Origin of the sequence: Dawidia soli, from assembly GCF_018598185.1 — a bacterium.
GTDB classification, from domain to species: Bacteria; Bacteroidota; Bacteroidia; order Cytophagales; family Cyclobacteriaceae; genus Ohtaekwangia; species Ohtaekwangia soli.
Genome location: NZ_JAHESC010000063.1, coordinates 11,308 through 32,205, shown reverse-complemented (window position 1 = coordinate 32,205; position 20,898 = coordinate 11,308). Strand labels below are relative to the sequence as shown.

The 20,898-nt window shown below is 54.1% G+C and carries 19 protein-coding genes; 8 read left to right on the top strand and 11 right to left on the bottom strand.

Annotated features, from left to right (window positions below; genetic code table 11):
• Positions 1–246 (top strand): helix-turn-helix domain-containing protein (locus tag KK078_RS27635; RefSeq protein WP_254093585.1); only part of this gene is annotated, 246 nt, incomplete at its 5' end.
• A 54-nt stretch (positions 247–300) separates the two neighbouring features.
• Here KK078_RS27635 and KK078_RS27630 read toward each other — a convergent pair.
• The 4 genes from KK078_RS27630 to KK078_RS27615 form a co-directional block, all read right to left on the bottom strand.
• On the bottom strand, positions 301–2,460 hold the full coding sequence (locus tag KK078_RS27630; RefSeq protein WP_254093584.1) for a PAS domain S-box protein: 2,160 nt from the start codon (positions 2,458–2,460) through the stop codon (positions 301–303).
• A 37-nt stretch (positions 2,461–2,497) separates the two neighbouring features.
• Positions 2,498–3,133 (bottom strand): TlpA family protein disulfide reductase, encoded by a 636-nt coding sequence (locus KK078_RS27625; protein ID WP_254093583.1) that lies wholly within the window; start codon positions 3,131–3,133, stop codon positions 2,498–2,500.
• A 395-nt stretch (positions 3,134–3,528) separates the two neighbouring features.
• A complete protein-coding gene (gene dinB, locus KK078_RS27620) occupies positions 3,529–4,611 on the bottom strand; it encodes a DNA polymerase IV (protein ID WP_394370598.1) in 1,083 nt (360 codons plus the stop codon).
• Between the two features lie 101 nt (positions 4,612–4,712).
• On the bottom strand, positions 4,713–5,273 hold the full coding sequence (locus KK078_RS27615; RefSeq protein WP_254093582.1) for a hypothetical protein: 561 nt from the start codon (positions 5,271–5,273) through the stop codon (positions 4,713–4,715).
• A 183-nt stretch (positions 5,274–5,456) separates the two neighbouring features.
• On the opposite strand from KK078_RS27615, the gene KK078_RS27610 reads away from it, so the two are divergent.
• Both KK078_RS27610 and KK078_RS27605 read left to right on the top strand, forming a co-directional pair.
• Positions 5,457–6,671 carry a hypothetical protein gene (locus KK078_RS27610; RefSeq protein ID WP_254093581.1) on the top strand — a complete coding sequence of 405 codons (1,215 nt, stop codon included), beginning with the start codon at positions 5,457–5,459 and terminating at the stop codon, positions 6,669–6,671.
• 218 nt (positions 6,672–6,889) lie between these two features.
• A complete protein-coding gene (locus KK078_RS27605; RefSeq protein ID WP_254093580.1) occupies positions 6,890–7,234 on the top strand; it encodes an ArsR/SmtB family transcription factor in 345 nt (114 codons plus the stop codon).
• 46 nt (positions 7,235–7,280) lie between these two features.
• Here KK078_RS27605 and KK078_RS27600 read toward each other — a convergent pair whose 3' ends face one another.
• Positions 7,281–8,390, bottom strand: a complete 1,110-nt coding sequence (locus KK078_RS27600) for a trypsin-like peptidase domain-containing protein (protein WP_254093579.1) — start codon at positions 8,388–8,390, stop codon at positions 7,281–7,283.
• The gene (locus KK078_RS27595; RefSeq protein WP_254093578.1) at positions 8,380–8,949 is read right to left on the bottom strand and encodes an RNA polymerase sigma factor; all 570 of its coding nucleotides are present in this window, start codon (positions 8,947–8,949) and stop codon (positions 8,380–8,382) included. The genes KK078_RS27600 and KK078_RS27595 overlap by 11 nt, the downstream gene beginning before the upstream one ends.
• A gap of 136 nt (positions 8,950–9,085) precedes the next feature.
• On the opposite strand from KK078_RS27595, the gene KK078_RS27590 reads away from it, so the two are divergent.
• Entirely contained in the window at positions 9,086–9,283 is a 198-nt protein-coding gene (locus tag KK078_RS27590) for a hypothetical protein (protein ID WP_254093577.1), read from the top strand.
• A 211-nt stretch (positions 9,284–9,494) separates the two neighbouring features.
• Positions 9,495–10,364, top strand: coding sequence for a DUF4349 domain-containing protein (locus tag KK078_RS27585; RefSeq protein ID WP_254093576.1), 870 nt, complete (start codon positions 9,495–9,497; stop codon positions 10,362–10,364).
• Here KK078_RS27585 and KK078_RS27580 read toward each other — a convergent pair.
• The 5 genes from KK078_RS27580 to KK078_RS27560 form a co-directional block, all read right to left on the bottom strand.
• A complete protein-coding gene (locus tag KK078_RS27580; protein WP_254093575.1) occupies positions 10,263–11,435 on the bottom strand; it encodes a hypothetical protein in 1,173 nt (390 codons plus the stop codon). The two genes, KK078_RS27585 and KK078_RS27580, sit on opposite strands and share 102 nt — an antisense overlap.
• A 720-nt stretch (positions 11,436–12,155) precedes the next feature.
• Complete coding sequence (locus tag KK078_RS27575) at positions 12,156–12,914, bottom strand: sensor histidine kinase (protein ID WP_254093574.1); 759 nt, start codon at positions 12,912–12,914, stop codon at positions 12,156–12,158.
• Positions 12,915–13,108: 194 nt separating this feature from the next.
• Complete coding sequence (locus KK078_RS27570; RefSeq protein ID WP_254093573.1) at positions 13,109–13,786, bottom strand: response regulator; 678 nt, start codon at positions 13,784–13,786, stop codon at positions 13,109–13,111.
• On the bottom strand, positions 13,783–14,154 hold the full coding sequence (locus tag KK078_RS27565; RefSeq protein WP_254093572.1) for a response regulator: 372 nt from the start codon (positions 14,152–14,154) through the stop codon (positions 13,783–13,785). The genes KK078_RS27570 and KK078_RS27565 overlap by 4 nt, the downstream gene beginning before the upstream one ends.
• Positions 14,126–17,104 carry a PAS domain S-box protein gene (locus tag KK078_RS27560; protein WP_254093571.1) on the bottom strand — a complete coding sequence of 993 codons (2,979 nt, stop codon included), beginning with the start codon at positions 17,102–17,104 and terminating at the stop codon, positions 14,126–14,128. The genes KK078_RS27565 and KK078_RS27560 overlap by 29 nt, the downstream gene beginning before the upstream one ends.
• Positions 17,105–17,241: 137 nt before the next feature.
• Between KK078_RS27560 and KK078_RS27555 the strand changes: the two genes are divergently transcribed.
• From KK078_RS27555 to KK078_RS27545, 3 genes are all read left to right on the top strand, one after another.
• Positions 17,242–18,516 carry a DUF748 domain-containing protein gene (locus KK078_RS27555; RefSeq protein ID WP_254093570.1) on the top strand — a complete coding sequence of 425 codons (1,275 nt, stop codon included), beginning with the start codon at positions 17,242–17,244 and terminating at the stop codon, positions 18,514–18,516.
• Between the two features lie 60 nt (positions 18,517–18,576).
• Positions 18,577–19,128 carry a type 1 glutamine amidotransferase domain-containing protein gene (locus KK078_RS27550; RefSeq protein ID WP_254093569.1) on the top strand — a complete coding sequence of 184 codons (552 nt, stop codon included), beginning with the start codon at positions 18,577–18,579 and terminating at the stop codon, positions 19,126–19,128.
• A gap of 175 nt (positions 19,129–19,303) precedes the next feature.
• The coding region (locus KK078_RS27545; RefSeq protein ID WP_254093568.1) for a HAMP domain-containing protein at positions 19,304–20,898 on the top strand (1,595 nt) is incomplete at its 3' end.

The following is a 20,898-nucleotide window of genomic DNA, read 5'->3' as shown; positions in this document are numbered from 1 at the left end:
GCGCTGCGGTGGGCCAACGCCAATCACTTCGACGTGGTATTGATCGACTATTACCTCACCCCCACCGTACTCGCCCACCATGTCCTGAAGGATCTGCGGGCCATGAAAGGTGATTCCTTCAAGGCGTTTGTGCTTTCGAATTATGTAGACGATCAGCAGGCGCGCGACCTGCGCAGCGCCGGTTTTGCCGACATCATCTATAAACCCATCACCCTGGAGAAATTCCGGGAGCATGTAAAAGCATAGCACGGGGGATCTTCGCGCTCACGCGCGCGTTGATCCGGCCCCTGCTTCCTTTCCTCATACCGCGTTAGCGATGCGAACCGAGCTCTTTCGCGTCTGTGCGGGCGCCATCTGTAAGATCCGTGTCGGGTTGTTATGATAATCACGGATCACCGTGTAGCTGCCGCCGAGCAATACCTCTTCTCCCGATTTTGACACGTGTTCGTATTCGCCCGGCTGTGCGATGCCCTGGCGCAGGTTGCTCCAGAAGGTATGGTAAGCATCGGTCATGGCATACTGTGGTTTGACAAAGATGTGGTGGTGCTTGCCGTGGATCTCGGCTAACGTATAGCCCATCATTTCCAGGAAGGGTACGTTGGCATCGAGAATGGTGCCGTCCAGCGCGAGCTCGATCGATGCGATGCCGCACTCGGCCAGTGCCCGGATGCGGTTCGCCAGCTCCGCGGAGCGCTTCCGCATTTCGCTTTCCTGCTGGCTGATCAGCTGCATTTGTACTTTCGCCACGGTAACATCGGTGGCCAGCTTCAGGATCTTGATCGGCTTTCCGGCATTGTCGGAGATGATCGAATAGCTTCCGTTGATATAGATCCTGGCGCCGTTCTTCATCACCCGTTCGTACTCGCCCGGCTGCGGTATACCCGCTCCCAGCAATTCCCAGAACTTGTGATACTCGGCGCCCTGGGCATATTGGTTATCGACAAAGATGCGGTGGTGCTTGCCCTGGATCTCATCCAGCGTATAGCCCATGAGCTTCAGGAACGTTTGGTTTGCAGTCAGGATGGTGCCGTCCAGCGTGAACTCGATCGAGGCAATGCCGCTGTTGTTAACGGCATCGACACGGCTTTCCATCTCGATGGAATTGCGGCGCATTTCTTCCTGCGTGGCCGAAAGCTCTTCCATGTTCTGGCGCATCTCTTCTTCCTGCGCGCGCATTTCTTCCTCACGTTGTTGCGAGTCGGTCAGCAGGCTCTTGATGCGCTCGGTGGTTTTTACCGATAGCAGCGAGGTCGCGATGGCTTCACTGGCTTTCTTAAAGAACTCCACCTGTCCTTCGTCGTACCGGGTGAATGAAGCGAACTCCAGCACACCCGTTACTTCTTCGTTGGCCAGCAGCGGGATGATGATCACACACGATGGCGTGGCCAGGCCCAGGCCCGACGTAATCTTTATGTAATCTTTCGGCACCTGCGTCAGCACGATCACCTCTTTCTCGAGGAAACACTGCCCTACCAGCGAGTCGCCGATCCCGACGCGGCCCTCCATGAACTTTTTGCGATCATAGGCATAGGCAGCGGTCATCTTCAGGTAAGGCTCGCCATTCTCATCTTCCTCCCGGAGGAACATACAGCCCTGGTTCGATTGTGTATAGCGGGTCAGCTCGCCGATCAGTTCGTCGGACAGCTCCTGCATGTTGTCGGCATGACGGCGCAGGATCTCCCCGATCTGTGCCACACCCTGTGTGATGTATTTGTCCGCGCGCTCGCGATCTGTGGCCTGGACAATGTTCCGTTGCATCTTGAGCAGCGACTTGCCCAGTTCGTCGTTGTCGTCGGTCACTTCGTATTGGGTCTTCAGATTGCCTTTGCTGATCTCGTCGGCGAAGGCGATGTTGCGCCCCACGTGTTTCAGCTGATCGCTTAACTGGTCGGTTATGGCCGCCATGTTCCGGGTGCGTTTCCCCAGGCTATAGCTCCACAGCGCATTGATATACAGAATGACCGTAGTGATAAGCGCGTGCAGTACAAAGCTCTGCAGATCCATAAACTCCAGCTGTGTGAAGTAAATGTCTTTCATACCGGTAAACTGCAGGTAGGCAAAGATACCGTGGTGCAGCACGATAAAGATCAGCAGCGGGATCTGCAGTCGCCAGTTCTGGTAGGTGATCAACAGGGCCGAGCCGACAAAGAAGATAAAGTGCATTTCAAACAGGCCGTGCATCTGGTAGATGTACTGTGCGCAGAACACCCCCACGACCACCGCCAGCACATAACGATACAACGGCGAGTTTGGCAGCAGCCACCGGGTGCCGTAATACGCGACCAGGCAAAGGGTACCGACGCCGATCGCGATGAGATAGGTGTCGTAGAAGAATGCCAACGCGATGCCGAACAGGAAGTACATCGTCAGCGCGACGTTGATCTTGAAGTCAGATTTCGCATTGATGTCCGCAAACGCCTGGGTCTTGGCTTTGGCGAACGATTTTTCAGACGGGTTCATGGAGTATGGTAGGTTTTGACGTGTTCAAAGGTGGTTGTTACCGGAAGAGGTTGACGAAGGCATTGGACCGGTCTTCGGCATCGGGCAGCTCGCAACCATAGGGTTGTGTGGCCCATGGCCCGAACTGCGGCGCCGCCTGGCCCGCCACGAGTGCGCGTAACGCCCGCTCGGCATAGTTGCTGTCCTTCGTCGTACAATAACGGGACTTGTTATAGTTACCGCGGTAATAGAGCCGGCGCTGTGCATCGATCACCACCGCCTGGGGGGTGGCGTATACGCCGCATATCGATGCCAGCGAGTCGGCGTGATCCTGTAAGATCACAACGGAGTCGTTATCGGTTCCAATCATCTCCCGCGCACGGCCCGGATCGGCGTAGGCCGGTATAACGGCAAATACCTGCACCCGGTTGCCAAACTGGTTGGCCAGCGCGTGAAAGTGTTTGAGGTTGAAGCGGGAGCATGGGCAGTCGGGGTTAAAAAAGTGTATATATACGGGTTTACCCGGCTGGTAACCGTCGAGCAACGTTAAGTCTACAGGGCGATTGACCGCCGGCGACACGAAATGCGCCGGGACCGGAGTCGGCATGACGTATTTCAGTTCCTGTGACCAGAACAATAACGCCACGGATCCAGACACTGCCAAAAGCAGCAAACCGACCAGCACTTTTCTCACGTACTCAGGAGTTAAATTCTTGATTGTATAGACGCTGAACTACCGTTGAATTCATACTTGCCCCTAGGGTTTTTCACGAGGTATACCCGGACTATTCACAAAACAGTGCCATCTTCGGATTGTTCGTGTAAGTGGGAAAAGTAAATCGGTTTTCCGGGTGTTTTCGCCCTGCAACCGTTTGAAGGTCCTGTCAGTGTCTTCCCAACACCCCTCTTTTTGTCTCAATTCTGGAATCCGATGAAAAAGGAGGCCTGCCGCAGCGTTGTGCTGGTTTTCATCTATAGTCCGGACGATTGACCGTAGTTCCTGCTGTACACCCCGGCTTTTAGGGGGAACCGCAGATGTTCCTCCCCCGGTCACGTGCCGTTTTGAGAAAGCTCAGCGGGAAAGTATCGTTAGAATAACGTTAGCTGATCGGCCGGATCATCGGGGTCGGATATACCGAAATTAGAGACAGAGATCCCCAACAAACGTACGCGCTTCTCCTGCCGGTCCACGGCCGCAAGCAACTGGCAGGCTACTGTAAATAGCGTCTCCTTTTCGTTCACTCCCACCGGAAACGACTGGCTGCGGGTGATCTGCTTAAAGTCGTGGTACTTTACTTTTAGCGTCACCGTCCGCCCCCGCAGGTTGCGCTTATAGAGGCGGGCGTGTACGACCTCGGCCAGGCGCTCCAGCTCGGCATACATGTCTTCCAGCACATCGAGGTCTTCGGCAAAGGTATCTTCCGCCCCCACCGACTTGATCTCGCGGTTGGGCTGTACGCGTCGGTCGTCCAGGCCGCGCACGATCTGGTAAAAAAAGTGGCCGGTCTTACCGAAGTGCTGTACCAGTTGTGCCTCGGTAAGCTTCTTGAGGTCGGCCCCCGTGTGCAGGCCCATGTTTTTCATCTTGGTTGCCGTGACACGCCCCACGCCGAAGAACTTCTCCACCGGCAGGGTCTCCATAAACTTCTCGATCCGCGAGGGCCCGATGAACGTCAACCCGTCGGGCTTCTGCATGTCCGACGCGATCTTGGCCACAAACTTATTGACCGATACCCCCGCCGACGCCGTGAGCTGCAGCTCGTCGCGAATGGCATCCTTGATCATCCGCGCGATGTCCAACGCCGACCCGATGCCCTGCTTATCCTCCGTCACATCCAGGTAGGCTTCATCGAGCGACAGCGGCTCGATCAGATCCGTATAGCGCGAAAAGATCTCGCGCAAGTGCGCCGATACGCCCCGGTAGACATCAAACCTCGGAAACACAAAGATCGCCTCCGGGCAAAGCTGCCGCGCCTGCCGCGACGACATCGCCGATTTCACCCCAAACTTCCGTGCCTCATAGCTGGCCGTTGCCACCACTCCCCGCCCCTCCGGCGGCCCCCCGACCACCAGCGGCTTCCCCCGCAGCTCCGGATGGTCGCGCTGCTCGATCGACGCGTAGAAGGCGTCCATGTCGATATGAATGATCTTTCGCACAGTGAACACAAATATACGTTACCGGGTGACAGCAGTATGGCAACAGTGTGGTCGCAGGTGATGGGTTGCCGCATGGCGCGTGGTGAGTCCGTAGGTGAGCAGATACGTGTATTTTCTTATTTCCTACGCTGGTTGTAATTGTAGATGATCGTGGGCATGTCGTCGTATGTCACCTCTTCGCGATCGATCCGTTGTATAATATCGGCGTCGTCCTGAAGCAATTCTTTCATTTGCTCCTTGAACTTTCTTCGTACCAGACGGATATTTTGCGAACCGTAGAACAGATAGTAGTGATCTGACTCCTTGAATGAATAGTAATTGGCCCAGTGAGCGCTGTATAACTCCAGTCTTCCGGAAACTATCCGGGGTATCATGGCCTCGATGCGGTCAAAGCCGTATTGCATGGTCGGGAAGGTCCGAAGGAAAAGGCTATCGGAATAAAACGCCATGAAGTTCGCGGCATACAGGGTCTTGCCCCTTTTTTCTGCAAGATCTTTTTTGTAGATGATCCGTTGCCCCATTTGAGTCAATACGTTGTCAAACCAGAAGTAGCCGGTGTACGAATCGAGTCCCTCCAATGTGCCGTAGGTGAATTTTCGCTCCCCTTTCTTCGTCTTCTGGGCAACGGCACCGGTGATGCAGAAGAGTATCAAAGAGATAGTCAAAACGAATCGCATAGTATAGGTTTTTCGTAAAGTTGCACAAATCGTCCGGAGTTTTATATAGCTGCAACCGGAAATAGATTTAGGGCCTCACTCCAGCCATAAGCAACCACTCATATAACAGAACGGATCCGGTTCGTGGGCCGTGCTTTTTTGGCAAGGATTTCGCTGCTATATTGTAAACCATATACCTACGTTATGAAACTACCTGTACTACCCTTTTTAGCACTTCTATTACTCCTCTTTTGCTGCTCCGACGAAAACGGAAGCCCTGTTGAAAAGCCCATAGAATACGGCAACGACGGCGCGGTCCTGACGAAAATAGATCTTGATGGCGCTGTCGGCCTCGTAGCTGTTTACGACCCCGAAAGGGTCTACGACTATTCGCCAGCCTGGTCTTTCCACCATGAAACACTGAAGAAGATCAACCCCGACGGCACCCTGGCGGAGGCAAGCTTTGGTATCGAAGGCGAACCCAATGGGGGTTTTGATAACTACCTGGTTAATAACATCAGCGACCGGTATTTTCTGATCTCATTCTACCTGCGTAAGGAGTCGTACATCGTCGACAAGCACAACGGACTTGCGGCGAAAACACATTTTACACCGGCGTCACAGCTTTCCTCGGCAACCGTTAACAACAAGTGGTTCTACAAAGACAACGTCAGCTACACATTGTGCCGGGTAGATAATTTCTTGCTCTCGACCGATGCCGTGCTGACAGAACGCGCGGTCGACTCTTATACGACAGACCTGTACGTCGATGGGCACGAAGAACTATACATTAAAAGCCAGGATCACCTCCTTTATATCGACAAGGACCTGGGGTCGATCACCGGCTTTACCGACCAAAGTGTCGCTGTATGGCACGACCGAAACCATACGCTAAAGACCGTCTCCCGGAACGGTAAGATCTACACCCTGTCGACAACGGCAGCAACCTATTTGCAATACGAAAAGGACTTTGGAATGCCGGTTACGACCTGGTCTAACCCCATTCCGTTCGAATTTCCTTCCCAGAACAAACAATTTCTGCTCTTCACCGATGCGGCGTCCGGCGTCACACATCTCTTCGACCTGGTGAAGAACGAATCTGCTGTCGACCTGACCGACGAAAATACAGTATTCACCACATACGGTTCTGCTATATATGACCAGACCATTTTCCTCTTCCAGTCGGATTCCAGGACCCAGCGCCTTGTGACAATCGATAGCAACGATCTGACAGTGCAAAAGGTTGATGTGAACGTTACATCGAACGAATATGGGAAACTCCACGCGTTAACCTCCGGGCTATCGGTGGTCGAAGCGTGTGAGAATGCCACGGTTTGCTCATTAAAGACAATCGATGCAGCGGGAACAGTGGCAGACCTTTCCGGCCAGCCCATCCGGGGAACCGTCATCAAGCTGTAGGATCGAAAAGGAACTTGCAGATGTTCTTTCTATCAACATCACTCACCTCTCTCAGAGCGGGCAATGCATGATCATCCAAACAAAAAAGCAAAAGGATATAGGGTGCATTGATTCGCTGTCCTTCAGAGATATACGAGAACTAAAGAAGAAACTATGAACAGTACAGACTAACGTAACCAACCGGTTACTATATGGCGATCGTAAGTTATATTTGTGTCATGAGCATTACCCTACGCCGCGACGTCTTCCAAGCCATAGCCGACCCCACCCGCCGGGAGATCATCAACTTATTATCCCACAAAACCCTTACCCTGAACGGCGTCGCCGAGAACTTCAACATCAGTCGACCCGCCATCTCCAAACACATCCGAATCCTATCGGAGTGTGGCCTGGTCGTCGTGCACCAGCAAGGCCGTGAGCGCTACTGCGAAGCCCGCCTCAACTCCCTGCGCGAAGTATCCGAATGGACCTCTCAATACGAAAAGTTCTGGTCCGCCAGGCTGGATGCCCTGGGCGACTTTCTTGCGTCCGGTGCCAAGCCCCGTAAAACACGAAAGCGCTAGTGTACCTGCGTACGCCAGCGCTTCCGGTCAAAACAATAAAAAATCCCTATTTCGGGGCGTTGTAGACACGCACCGTAAAGACATATTCCCGCCACTTTTTCACTTGCTGCACCTTGCTCAGGTTCTTGAGGGTATTGATACGCGGCAGCGCCAGCGGTGCGTTCAGGGTGTCTACTGGCATGTCGGTGATCGCGTGCAGCAGCACGGTGGACTTGGTGGCAAATGCTGCCCCCGAGGTCTCGGTTTGCAGGCCGCTGATGATGCCCACCAGTTCGCCCCGGGCGTTAAACAACGGGCCGCCGCTGTTGCCGGGGTTTACGGGTACCGAGATCTGGTAAGCGTTGGGGTTTTGTTTGTAGCCGGTGGCGGCGCTTACCGAGCCTTCGCCAAAGACGATGTCCTCGCGCGGGAAACCCAGCGTAAAGACCTCTTCGCCGAGGTTGGCTTCCGAAGGGCTGACGGTGTAGGGCAGCGACTTGACGGACGTCAGTAGCTCGGGGTTGATCCGCAGGATCGAGATATCGTTTTCCTTGTCATTAAAGAGAATATCCACCTTGAGGCGCCCAAAAGTCTCATTTTCAATGTAAACCGAGTCGGCACCCTTGATGACGTGGTAGCTGGTGGCGACGTAGCCGTTGGCCGAAACCATAAAGCCCGTACCGGCGTAGGTTTCGGGCACGGGGCCGGTCTTTTCTTTGTTGGATTCAGCAATGTCGGCCATGATGCGGCTTTGTGACTTGCTGATCTGATCGACCTTGCGGCGCAGCTCTTTATAGTAAGCGGTTTGTTTGGTCTCCAGCGACTGGGTCATCTGAAGCGTGCCCAGGATACTAATCAGGGCAACAGAGGCTGCCACGGCGGTCATGGGCCAGTACTTGCGCCACGGGTTGGCGCGGGTAACGGTCATGACGGGCTGGCGGGGCTCCTGTTGGGCAAAGGTCTCCAGGGTGTCGTGTATTTCTTCCAGCGAGGCTTTCAGGTCGCGGCGCCGGCCGTAAAAACGCATGGATTCGATCAGGTTCAGGTGTTCCTGAACCTGTTGCGACAGCACCGGGTCGCCTTCCATACGCTGTTCCAGGGCCGCCTTTTCTTCGGGCGGCAGCGTATTCTTGGCGTAGCGGTCCAGCAAATCGATCAAAGCGCGATCAGGATTCATGAGGAGGTGGGTTGTGCAGGTTGAAAAAAAGCTTTTTCAAGCGTTGTAAACATTTGTATTTCTGGTTTTTAGCCGTATCCGTGTTGCTATACCCGAAGGTATCGCGGATACTCTCCATCGAGCTCTCCCGCAGGTAAAAGGCCTCCAAAAGACTCTTGCAAGGGTCGCCGAGCTCGTCCAGGGAAGCCGCCATCTTGTGAAAGATCTCTTCTTTGGCTTCGATATCGATCATTTCCTCGTCGATCCCCGCCAGGGCATCTCCTTCTTCTATTTGCCCGCGGTACCGTTTTTTCTCCCACAGGCGCTTTAACCACAGCCTGCGGCTCACAGCATAGAGGTAGGTCTTTACCTTGCAGTGTAAAACAAAGTCGGGCTGCTGAACCTTTTCATAGAATGCGATCACCGCCTCCTGGTAAATATCCTTCGCCTCTTGCTCCGTGCCGCTATTCGAACATATAAGGTGTAAAACCATCGGGTAATGCGCCTTGTAGAGCTCCTGCAGCACGATCCGGTTATTCTTTCTGATCTCCGAGACAATCAGCTCATCAAAATAATACACTGCTTATGCTATAAGGTGGACTTTATACAAACGAACCCCCAAGGTAACCCATGAAAAAAACTTTTCAAACCCGGAAAAATATTGGGTTACCGGCGGGACCTTTTTGTATGAAGGGAAATTTTTAAACCATTTGAATATGAAAATTAAAATCGCATCTATTTTCGCTGTAGTAGTATTCGCTGTAGCCGCTGCCTGTTCTTCAAAACCTTCTGAAACTGCAGCTGAAAACCAGGACACTACTGCCACTGAGACAGTAACGCCCGAGCCTGCTGCCCCGGTAGAAGCTGACACAACTGTTGCAGACACTACTGCAACAGCGGCTCCTGCGCACTAATCCAGAAACAACTATTACCCTGTAAACTACACCTTTGTGAGCACAAGGGGCATTTGTCCCGCTCACAAAGGTTTTCCCTCTCTCCTTTTCTCTTCCCCCGTCCATAGCAGCAATCGTACTAGCCGTCATACACGCTGATCGTGCACAGATCTGCGATGGGATAGGTCTGTATGGGCGGAATCGACCGCTTCATTTTATTATTTCTGTAACCATGCAAAAGCTCATCACCGTCCTTTGCGTCGCGGGACTATGCTCCTGCGCGTCTAAAAATGCCGAAATGTCCAGCGCCGATGCCTTTTCTGACACCGCCGCCGGCCAACCTGCTACGGAAGTAGCCCAGACCACGCCGACAGGCAGGCCAGCCTCGCAACAAGCTGCTCCGGCCCTGGCCTTCAGCGATCCCCACCAGGGCAACACCAGGCTGGTCAAAAAACTGCACTACCGTTTCGAGGTGGCCGACATCAAGAAGAGCACCGAAGCCATCGAAGCCGCGCTCAAGAAGTATCCTGCCTACATGGAGTCTTCCAACCTGCGCACCGACTATCAGCTTGTCGAGAACCACGTGGTCCTGCGCGTGCAGAACGAATACTTCCACGAGCTGCTCACGGACATCGACGTCCAGGCTCTCGCGGTGGAGTTTCGCAATGTAAGCACCGAAGATGTTTCCAAAGACTTTGTCGATCTCGAGTCGCGCATCCGCACCAAACGCGAAGTCGAAGAACGCTACCGCGACATCCTGCGCCGCAAGGCCGGAACGATCGAAGAGCTGCTCGAGACTGAAAAGCAGATCGGCATTCTCCACGAAGAGATCGAAGCCGCCATCAGCCGCGTCAACTACCTGCGCGAGCAGGTAAACTACAGCACGCTCAAACTGGAATTATACCAACACATCCAACCCACCGTAGCCATCGAACAAACACCCGGCTGGGGCGAGCAATTTTACGATGCCTTCTCCACCGGCCTGCAGGGCGTCGCCAAACTACTCCTCGGCCTGGTTTACATCTGGCCGCTGTTGCTGGTCGTCGCCATCGCCGCCGGGATCGTCATGTTCCTGAAGCGGAAGGGACGTGTGAGCTTTTAAGCCGGGCGCCGGCTTCTTAAACGCCGGCGCGGGTATAAGGTCCTCCGTCACGACAGGCTCTTCCGTTTCTTCGGAAGAGCTTCTTTTTTCTCCCGATGTCGATACCGCTGTTTCGATTTTCGCCAATTGCCCGGGCGACGGAATTGCTTTCCCCGACCGCCAACCATACATACACGCCGCAACACCCCCTTGTACATCCGCCACCGGCCGGACTGGCTCTTCTCTCGTTACCTTTTCCGACCCCGGCGTTTCAACTCCATCGGGCTGCCCCGCCACGGCGATCACCTTCCCCACCCCCGCACGCTTCACTTCCGTCACCACATCATCTTCCATCGGCGACCCATACCGCACGCCCACCGTCAGCATCAGGCTATACCCTTCGTCTGCCGGTACCTGGTCCGTGAGATTGATCTCCAGCGACGTGGCGGGCGAGCCCTTCAACGCCGGATACCACGGCGAGGATACACTCCGCGGCGTAAACAGGGTGGTATACCAGTCCCGTGGTTTATAGATACCATCCCCGGCATCGAATGTAAAGTCCGGTACGATGCCCAGGCTTACCTCGAAGCGGAACCGCGCATGCCTGTTGTTCGGATGGAAGTTGATGTCGCGCAGCAAGGCCGGTATATCGACCCGGGCCGACCGGGTCTCGCGGCTTAGTGTATACCGCAGCGGCGTGCGGACGACGGAATCGAATGTCGTGGTTTTGTTCAGCTGAAACCCGGCCAGCAAGCTGGTATGCCTGGACAATTCAATGGACCGGCGTCCCAGTTTGCCCATGCTGTCCTGCTTCTGCACGATCTTCAGGGCTTTATTGATAAAGCCGCTGAAGTTATAGTCGGCCAGGTTTCGCACCGGGTGCATCATAAACCGTACCTCCTTGCCCATCTTCGAGCATCCGCCGAACTCGCTCATATATAAGCGTGGCAACTCAAACGAAGGTGATTTTTTGATATGCTCCCTGGAGGCACCGCCCTTCTGTCGCACAACGATCTTGTCGACGCCGCGCATGTAATAAAAGCTGAGGTTGCCGAGGGTGCCCGTGATCTTAAGGTCTTCTAAAAACGCCATACTTCAGTTAGGTTAATGAATGAATTTAATTTTTTTTAAACGGCTGCGAGTGGTCAACTGTTTCCGTGGACAATATAGGGAGTTGGAGTGAAAAGACTATCAATTGTACATATATACTTTTTGCGATCGTGTTGGAATCGTCACATGACCAGGAGATATAAAGGTCGGGGTTATGACTGGGCTATAAGTAGCGTAAAAATACTTTATCAGTAGGTTATCCCGTCTGTTGACGGAAGTTTTTATACTGCCGGATGACTTATGCACACGAATTTGTGGAGAACAGTTTAGTGCGTGTGGGTTGAATGTTTATAACTCAGGGTATATTTGTGAGGAATTGGGAAGTATTTTCGGGTTGCCGCTGGTGTAAAAATGTGGCACAACGCCGAATATACCTGAGAAGTAAGAGTGTCGGTGCCGCAGGGTGTTAAGGTCTGGACCCTACGTTGGCGCCGCTACCCCCCCCCGTCACCGTTGGCCGGCGCTCCCGCGTCCATATCGGCCGCCCATAAGCAGGAGATACTTCTTCATTGAAAATGACAAATATTGTGTAGGTTAGATCGACACGGTTTTACCGATTAACATTCGTCCGGACCGTGTACGCTGCCCTGTGGTTAGGAGACGGGCAGGTACACGTCGGTCACGGCGCTGGATTGGGCTCCAATTAACGAATGCGAAAAAAGTGGAATGCCAGTACGTACAGTAGAATTATGCGTATTGCGGTTAGTTCGCCCGGATGTGGTTGGGTAGCCATATAAAAAATTTAGAACCGATATTCAGCTTGGAATAGACGGTGATGCTGCCACCCATTTTTTCGAGAATCTCGCGTACAACGTATAGTCCCACGCCAAGTCCCTGCGATCGCTCGGACCCACGAAAGAACAGATCGAACACTTTTGATTCGCTGCCGCTCTTCATGCCAATGCCGTTGTCCAGAATATTGATGGAGCAATTGCTAAAGCTCACGTGGCCTTGTATGTCGAGCCAACGCAGCGCTTTGTCGGGATCGCTGAACAGGATGGCGTTTTCGATGATGTTGGACAGAACGATGCGCAGGCGGTTGGCATCGGTGTTGAATTTCACGAGTTGTTCGATCTTGACGGCAGTGACGATGCCTTTGGCCGATAACTGTTTGTCGTACCCCTTTAAAACTTCGTGGATCACTTCGGCGAGGTCCACTTCGTGGGAGAATACTTCCCGGCGCGAATTTTCGAGAAACTGTTCCAGGTCGTCGAGCATGGATTCCATTTTGCGCGTACTGTCGGTGATCGATTTGAAGAGCATGGCAGTTTCTTCCTCGGTATACTGCCTTTTGTTTTGCAGCAGACTGACCAGGCCTTCGATCGATTTCAGCGGTCCGCGCATCGAGTGCGAACAGCTGTTGATGAACTGGCCGACGACGTACTTCAGCCTCTCCAACTCCATCCCCTCGGTGGTGACCACTTTGGGAATCTTCATGTACATATCGTCCTGCGTGTTCATAGTCAACTGATGCGAACAAAGCTCCGCAGATCGATCCAACGATCCTTTAGTAAAAGGAGGATTTTGAGAAATCAGGGAATGGCTTAGTAGAATACGTGTATCGCGCGGCGAAATGCGCGATCAAAGCTGCTGGACGGATGTGGTGGGGAAATCTAAGGGTTTTACTTAGATCGGGGTAAATGAAATATGCGACGCTAGTTGCCTTTGCCGACGACGACGTAGTTGTTTTCGATCGCAAAGCGCACCAGTTGAGCGACGTTTGTAAGGTTCAACTTGGTTTGGATGTTGAGCTTGTGGGTTTCGACCGTTTTGATGTTGATGAACAGCTGGTCTGCAATCTCCCGGAGGCTTTTGCCTTCGCCGATCAATTTTAATACTTCAACCTCGCGGCGGGTAAGATCGTTGCGGGGTTCGCGGGCGGTGGGCGGTGCGTCGCCTTTTTCCTGGCTATAGAAGTCTTGAAATACAATCGTCATGACGTCGGGGCTGAAGTAGCGCTCGCCTTTGACGACTGTGCGAATGGCAGTGACGAGGTCGTCCTTCTCGATGTCCTTTAACACATAGCCGGCGATACCGGCTTTGATGCCTGCAGCGATGAAGTCGCGGTTCGCTTCGGCGGAGATCAGGATCACGCGGATGCGGGGGTTCATGTCGGTGATCCAGCGGGCCGCTTCGATGCCGGTCATGCCGCGCATCTTGATGTCCATCAGGAATACATCGGGCTGGGCAGTGTTGGTGAAGTTGATCGCTTCTTCGCCGCCTTGCACTTCTCCGATCACTTCTATGTCGGGGATATGCGCGAGCATGGAGGCTATCCCGTGGCGCATCAGGCCATGGTCGTCTGCGATGGCAACTGTAATACGTGGGCTCATGGTTGTATAATTTCGTTAACGGTGTCTAAGATCTGGTCGATGCTGGCAGGTTTGCGAATGAACCGCACAGCGCCCAGGGCAAGGGCTCTGTCCTGGCTTTCTTCGTCGGGCTTCGCCGAAAATACCACCACGGGTATATCGCGCAGCTGCGCGTCGGCCTTGATGCGTTCGATAAAAGTGTATCCATCCATGACCGGCATCAGCAGATCGGTGATGACCAGGTCGGGTATGGTATGGGCCAGCGTATCGAGGGCCTCCTGGCCGTTGGCTGCGCCGACAGTTTCATATCCTTCCATGTTCAGGAACTGGATGATGCTTGTTTGCAAGTCCGGTGTATCGTCAATGACCAATATCGTCTTTGCTTTCATGTAAAGGTATCGCTATGATAAACGTCGTGCCCTGGTTCACCGCACTTTCTACATGTATGGATCCGCCTAGTAAATCTACCGTTTTTCTGACAATCGACAACCCCAGTCCGGTGCCTTGTATGGCGCCGGTGTTGGAGCCGCGGTGGAAGGAGTTAAACAGGTTTTCGCGGTCGGCGTCGGGTATACCGATGCCGGTATCAGACACTTCTACGCGCAGCGTGCGATTGGTATCGGTCACGCGCAAGTCGACCGACGGCTGCCCCGGTGAGAACTTGATGGCGTTGGTCAGCAGGTTTACGACGATGATGCGCAGCATGCGTGGGTCGGTGGCCATGACGGTGCGGTCGCAGTGGATGGTGAGGCGGATGCGGTGGGTCTTGTCCGAGCTAAGGTATACTTCGCGCGCCAGCACTTCAAAGTATGGTGTCACTTCGACGACCTGTACGTTGACATTCACTTTGCCGGCCTCGGTCTTACCGACCGTGAGTACATCTTCGAGCAGATAGTTCATGTGCTCGATCTGCCGCACGATGTTGTCGAGCTTGCGGTCGATCTCTTCGCCGGAAATGCGCTCTTTATAGCGCCGTATAAAGCCCGTGGCCAGCGAGATCGTCGACAGTGGCGTGCGGAACTCGTGCGAGGCCATCGATACAAACTTGCTCTTGAGGTCTACGAGCTCCTTTTCTTTTTGCAACGCTTCGTTCAACTCGCGGGTACGCTCTTGCACCATGCGTTCCAGGCCTTTGCGGTAGTCGATCAGCTCGGTGATATTCTGCGCGACCATGATCACACCTTTGATGCGGTTTTCGGCGTCGTACCGCGGCGATGCCGCCAGCAACAACATGATGCGTTCGCCGGTCCTGGTCTGGATGGGCAACTCGAAGTTGTTGATCGCGTCGCCCGCGATGACACGTTTTAATACTTCACGCACGCTTTCGCGGTACGGTGGTTCAATGAAGTCGGTGACCCACGGGTGGCCCATCGCTTCCTGTTTGCTGTATTGCGTGACCTGCGAAGTTACCTGGTTCCATTCGTTCACATAACCGTCCCGGTCGAGGCCGAAGATGGGCACGTTGGAGTTGTCGATCAGGCCCGACAGCTCTTTGGCAATGGTGGTGAGGTTGTTCTCGTATTCCTTTTGCTGGGTGATCTCCCGTGCGCTGAGGCAATAACCGCGCAGACCGCCGTCGGTGTTGTTGACCCGCGTGATGACAATGCGAAACCATACGGGGTTGGCGTCTTCGCGCAGTGGCGCTTCGTATTGGATCGTCTCGCCGCGGCGTGCCTCTGCGATCATTTTCTCGAAGATGGAAATGCGCTCGTTTCGCACATAAGCGCGGATATCTTCGCCGATCTCGATGCGTTTGCCGTTCAGGTTCAGGGCGTTGCGCGAATAGGCTTCGTTGAATGCGATAACGCGCAGGTGCTGGTCCAACAACACAAAGGCGTCGGGTGTGTTATCGAAGATGGCCTTGAGGTTTGCTTCCGATTGTTGGATGCGGCTTTCCTGGGCTTTCTTATCGGTAATGTCGGACGAGATGATGATGACGTGTGTCACGCGGCCGAATTGCCATACGGGCTCGTACCGTAATAAGTGTACCAGCGGGCCGCTAGGTGCATCGATGTGCGCTTCCACCTGGCTGGTCTCGCCGGCCACGGCGTTGGCGAACAGCGCGTGGGCGACTTCGCGGCGTGCGCGCATGACCACCTCCAGAAAGGGCATACCGGCTTTGGGTATGATGCCGGCGTTGTCGCGGATGAACGTGTCAAAGGTCTTATTAAACAACACCACTTCGCCGGCAGCGTTGAGCAGGAGAATGCCTTCCTGCGTGTTGGTAAAGATGATGTCGAGGTTCTTACGGTATTCGCTGAGCTGGTCGTCTTTCTGCCGGATGATCTCTTCGGCCTGCTGCCGGATGGTTTCCTTGGCGCGCTCGAGCTTGTCGTTGAGTATGCTGAGGTTTTCGTTGGAGGTGACCAGCTCTTCATTGGTCGTTGCCAGCTCCTCCATCGTGGCGCTCAGCTCTTCGTTGGTGGCAGCGGACTCGAAGTTGGCCGCCTGGAGTTGCTCGTTATAAAACTGCAGACGCCAGGCGTCGGCTTTTTGCCGGGCGTCGCGACGGTTGAGGGAATTGGTATTATAGAGGATCAGCAATATAAAGATCAGCATAAAGCTGATGACGATAAGGGCGACGCCCAACTCGACGGAGACCGTGCCGTGCCAATGCCACCGTAGCCGGATATAGCCGATGGCGATGGGAAGCAGGACCAGGAGCGGGATCAGCACTTTGGCGATCAGGCTGCCGGCATACCGGCTGGTGAGCTGCCGCATCAGGCCGCGCCGGGGATTGGCGAATAACAACGCACAGGCCAGCAGCAGGAAACACCCGGCCGTATGCACGGCCATGGGCAAGTAGGGTATGGAATGGTCGAACTCCGGCACCCGGTATAAATAGCCGAGTAAGGCAAAGAGCGCCAGCAGGGCGATGACGGCGGCAGACAGTTGGGCGATGACGATGCGGTGATACCGGCGGCTGTAGACCAGGAAGAATGCGCTGCCGGCCAGCATAAAGTTGATCGTGGCGTTGAGCGACATTCGGCTGAAGCGTTGCGCGGCCATGTCGAGGGCCAGCTTTTTACGATAGAGCACTTCGTCGATCTCCGCGTGCAGGTCCATGAAGATCCCCGCCAGGCGGTAGGCACAGAGGATCCCTACGATACCGATCGCGATCGCTGCGGTTCTGCGGACACGCGGTGACCGCTCTGGTGTACGGAGCCACAAGGCCAGGCTGGTGAGCGCAAAGCAAAGCGCGGTGAGGGGGTTCATGCCCGCCGTACCCGTTACGGGGCGCTTTAACCACTCCGCATCAAGCTCCCACCCGGCCAACACCAGGACCGAGATGACGCCAATGACCACTACTATTAAACGGGACCACTTCTCGAGTTTCATGACAAACATAGGCTAACCGGAGATTCGTAAGTTAATATAAACAATATCGTGGAAAACCCTATCATCCCCGGCCTGGCTATTCGGGATGGCGGACGGGCACCATTTTTTCCTTTCCCTTCCCAACAACTCTCTATAGCATGAAAACGAAACGTGTATCCCACGGGAAGAACCGTCGCGTCTGGAAGATTCTGCTGGCCGTTGTGATCGGGCTGGTGGTTGTGCGGCTGATTCTCCCCTATGTCGTGTTGCACTATGCCAACAAGACACTGGCCACCATGAAAGGCTACTATGGTCATATTGACGACATCGACCTTGCGTTAATCCGTGGGGCGTATCGGATGGACAGCATTTACCTGAACCGGGTGGATACTGCTACTCAAAAGCAAACGGAGTTCTTTGCGGCGTCGGCCATCGACCTTTCGATCGAATGGAAGGCACTGCTGCACGGATCGATCGTGGGCGAGCTGGTATTTGAACAGCCGATGATCCGGTTTACAAAAGACAAGGTAGAGCCCACGGACGTACGCAACGACTCCACTGACTTCCGCAAGCTGCTGGATGACTTCATGCCGCTGCGGGTCAACCGGTTCCAGGTGGACAACGGACGGATTCGGTATATAGATGAATACTCCAAGCCGCCGGTGGACATTGTCATGACGAACACGAACATCCTGGCGTTGAACCTGCGGAACAGTTACGACTCGGCGGTGGTGCTGCCGGCCACGGTCCGGGCTGACGCCGATATATATGACGGGTCGCTTGATTTTAACATGAAGATCAATCCATTGGCCGACGACCCGACGTTCGACCTCAATGCGGAAGTGAAGAACACCAACCTGGTAAAGCTAAACGAATTCTTTCAGGCGTACGCCAAGATCGACGTAAACAAAGGACGCTTCGGCCTCTATACCGAGGTGGCCGCGAAGGAAGGACAATTTAACGGCTATGTGAAGCCATTGATCCAGGATCTGGACGTATTAGGTAAAGAAGACCGCGACGATAATATTTTTCGCAAAATGTGGGAGGCTGTCGCCGGCGGTGTCGGTGAGATTTTCGAAAACCAGCGCAAGGACCAGGTGGCCACGAAGATCCAGTTTCAGGGCAACCTGAAGAATCCACGCACCAGTACGTGGTCGGCGATCATCAATGTATTGGAGAATGCGTTTATCCAGGCGATCCAGCCTTCGATCGACTATGAAATAAACCTCGCATCGGTAGATTCGGAGAAGGAAGAGAAGAAGGGTTTTCTGGCAAAGGCGTTCGGCGGGGGGGATGATGATACCGGCAAGAATGATAAATCGAAAGAAGACAAGAAAGCCGAGCGTAAAAAGAAGCGTGAAGAAAAGAAACGCGAACGGGAGGAACGCCGCGAAGCAAAAAAGGAAGCGGGGAATAATGATCGGCCCATATAACGTTTCGTCTGGAATGATTTTTACGACCGCTGCGCGTACGAACATTTAATCCGAAGAGCTATGAGTCAATCATTAAAAAACAAACGCGTTGCTGTAGTCGCTACACATGGCGTGGAAGAATCTGAATTTACCGAACCGGTAAATGCATTGAAGAATGCGGGCGCAACGGTAGAAGTTATATCGTTGAAGAAAGGCAGCATAAAAGCGTGGGCGGAAAAAGATTGGGGCAAGGAATATCCGGTAGATAAGTCTATAGACGAAGTGAATGCCGGCGATTACGATGCCCTGGTGTTACCGGGCGGTGTGATGAACCCCGATCACCTGCGCGTCAATAAAAAGGTTGTGGACTTTGCCACGGAGTTCTTGGATGAACATAAGCCGGTGGCGGCGATCTGCCACGGTCCGTGGACGCTGATCGAAACAGGTTTGCTGGAGGGGCGCAAGATGACCTCCTACCCTTCTATTAAAACCGACCTGATCAATGCCGGCGTCGATTGGGTAGACCAGGAAGTAGTGGTCGACAACGGCCTTGTTACCAGCCGCAATCCGAACGACCTTCCTGCGTTTTGCCGCAAGATGGTTGAGGAAATCGGCGAAGGTGTGCACGCCTGATCGCGTGGCATAGTTTTTTAGGTAAAGCGGTGTATATCCACGGAAAAACCCTGGGGAGATTTTTCCCCGGGGTTTTTCCGTTTATAGAAATCTTTACTTTTAATAGCATTTTTCCGGTTTTCGCTGTATTATTTTATCCCTCCTTCTCGCTACCTTGAACACATAAAATCTAACCATGGCTAAAAAGATTCCTACTGCCAAAGCTTCCACCGAAGCCGTTACCCTCGCGCGCCCGAAACCTCCGGCGAAGAAGAAGTCGAAGACCACTCCGGCGCGTAAAGTCACTCCCCCGAAAGCTGCTGCTGCTCATGGTGCCGTCGGTTATGCCGATGATATACTCGATAACCGCGAACTGCTGCGTGTTCTCACGGAAATCCGCAACGGTAACTTTACTGTACGCATGCCTTTCGACCAGGTAGGGTTACCGGGCAAGATCTGTGATACACTGAATGAAATTATAGCGCTCAACGAAAAGATGATGCAGGAGTTTACGCGCGCCGGTAATACCATCGGTAAGCAAGGTAAGCTCACCCAACGCATTGAAGTGCCGAGCGCACAAGGTTCGTGGGCGACGGGGGTGTCGTCGCTGAACGCGCTCATCTCCGACCTGGTGCACCCCACGATCGAGATCGCGCACGTGATCAGCTCCGTGGCAAAGGGTAATCTTTCGCAAGAGATGCCGCTGGAGATCGGCGGCTATACCTTACAAGGTGAGTTTGCACGTATCGCACGCGAGGTGAACGACATGGTGAAGCAGTTGAACCTCTTCTCCATGGAGGTAACACGCGTGGCGCGGGAAGTAGGCTCGGAAGGTAAGCTCGGCGGCCAGGCGAAAGTAAAAGGTGTGGCCGGTGTGTGGAAAGATCTCACAGACTCGGTGAACCAGATGGGTAGCAACCTGACGGCCCAGGTAAGGAACATCGCCGAAGTAACAACGGCCGTGGCAAAGGGTGACCTTTCAAAAAAAATCACCGTGGACGTAAAGGGCGAGATCCTCGAGCTGAAGAATACGATCAACACGATGGTGGATCAGCTCAACTCATTTTCTTCCGAAGTAACGCGTGTGGCCCTCGAGGTGGGTACCGAAGGTAAGCTCGGTGGCCAGGCGCAGGTAAAAGGTGTAGCGGGTACGTGGAAAGATTTGACCGACTCGGTGAACCAGATGGCCTCCAACCTGACGGGCCAGGTACGAAATATTGCCGAAGTAACAACGGCCGTGGCGAAGGGCGACTTGTCGCGCCAGATTACGGTGGACGTGAAGGGCGAGATCCTCGAGCTGAAGAACACGATCAACACGATGGTGGATCAGCTCAACTCTTTTTCTTCGGAAGTAACGCGCGTGGCGCTGGAAGTAGGTTCCGAAGGTAAGCTCGGAGGCCAGGCAACGGTAAAGGGTGTCGGCGGTGTATGGAAAGATCTGACCGACTCGGTAAACCAGATGGCCTCGAACCTCACGGGCCAGGTGCGGAACATCGCGCAGGTAACGACGGCCGTGGCGAAAGGCGACTTGTCACGTAAGATCACGGTGGACGTGAAGGGCGAGATCCGCGAGCTGAAAGATACGATCAACACGATGGTGGATCAGCTCAACTCGTTCGGCTCGGAAGTGACACGTGTGGCGCGGGAAGTGGGCTCGGAAGGTAAGCTCGGGGGCCAGGCGACGGTGGAAGGTGTCGGCGGTGTATGGAAAGACCTGACCGACTCGGTAAACCAGATGGCCTCGAACCTCACGGGCCAGGTGCGGAACATCGCGCAGGTAACGACGGCCGT

Coding starts and splice junctions, on each gene's coding strand:
- KK078_RS27630 (WP_254093584.1), bottom strand. CDS start 2,460: ATGAACCCGTCTGAAAAATCGTTCGCCAAAGCCAAGACCCAGGCGTTT.
- KK078_RS27615 (WP_254093582.1), bottom strand. CDS start 5,273: ATGCGATTCGTTTTGACTATCTCTTTGATACTCTTCTGCATCACCGGT.
- KK078_RS27610 (WP_254093581.1), top strand. CDS start 5,457: ATGAAACTACCTGTACTACCCTTTTTAGCACTTCTATTACTCCTCTTT.
- KK078_RS27605 (WP_254093580.1), top strand. CDS start 6,890: ATGAGCATTACCCTACGCCGCGACGTCTTCCAAGCCATAGCCGACCCC.
- KK078_RS27600 (WP_254093579.1), bottom strand. CDS start 8,390: ATGAATCCTGATCGCGCTTTGATCGATTTGCTGGACCGCTACGCCAAG.
- KK078_RS27590 (WP_254093577.1), top strand. CDS start 9,086: ATGAAAATTAAAATCGCATCTATTTTCGCTGTAGTAGTATTCGCTGTA.
- KK078_RS27585 (WP_254093576.1), top strand. CDS start 9,495: ATGCAAAAGCTCATCACCGTCCTTTGCGTCGCGGGACTATGCTCCTGC.
- KK078_RS27580 (WP_254093575.1), bottom strand. CDS start 11,435: ATGGCGTTTTTAGAAGACCTTAAGATCACGGGCACCCTCGGCAACCTC.
- KK078_RS27575 (WP_254093574.1), bottom strand. CDS start 12,914: ATGAACACGCAGGACGATATGTACATGAAGATTCCCAAAGTGGTCACC.
- KK078_RS27570 (WP_254093573.1), bottom strand. CDS start 13,786: ATGAGCCCACGTATTACAGTTGCCATCGCAGACGACCATGGCCTGATG.
- KK078_RS27565 (WP_254093572.1), bottom strand. CDS start 14,154: ATGAAAGCAAAGACGATATTGGTCATTGACGATACACCGGACTTGCAA.
- KK078_RS27560 (WP_254093571.1), bottom strand. CDS start 17,104: ATGAAACTCGAGAAGTGGTCCCGTTTAATAGTAGTGGTCATTGGCGTC.
- KK078_RS27555 (WP_254093570.1), top strand. CDS start 17,242: ATGAAAACGAAACGTGTATCCCACGGGAAGAACCGTCGCGTCTGGAAG.
- KK078_RS27550 (WP_254093569.1), top strand. CDS start 18,577: ATGAGTCAATCATTAAAAAACAAACGCGTTGCTGTAGTCGCTACACAT.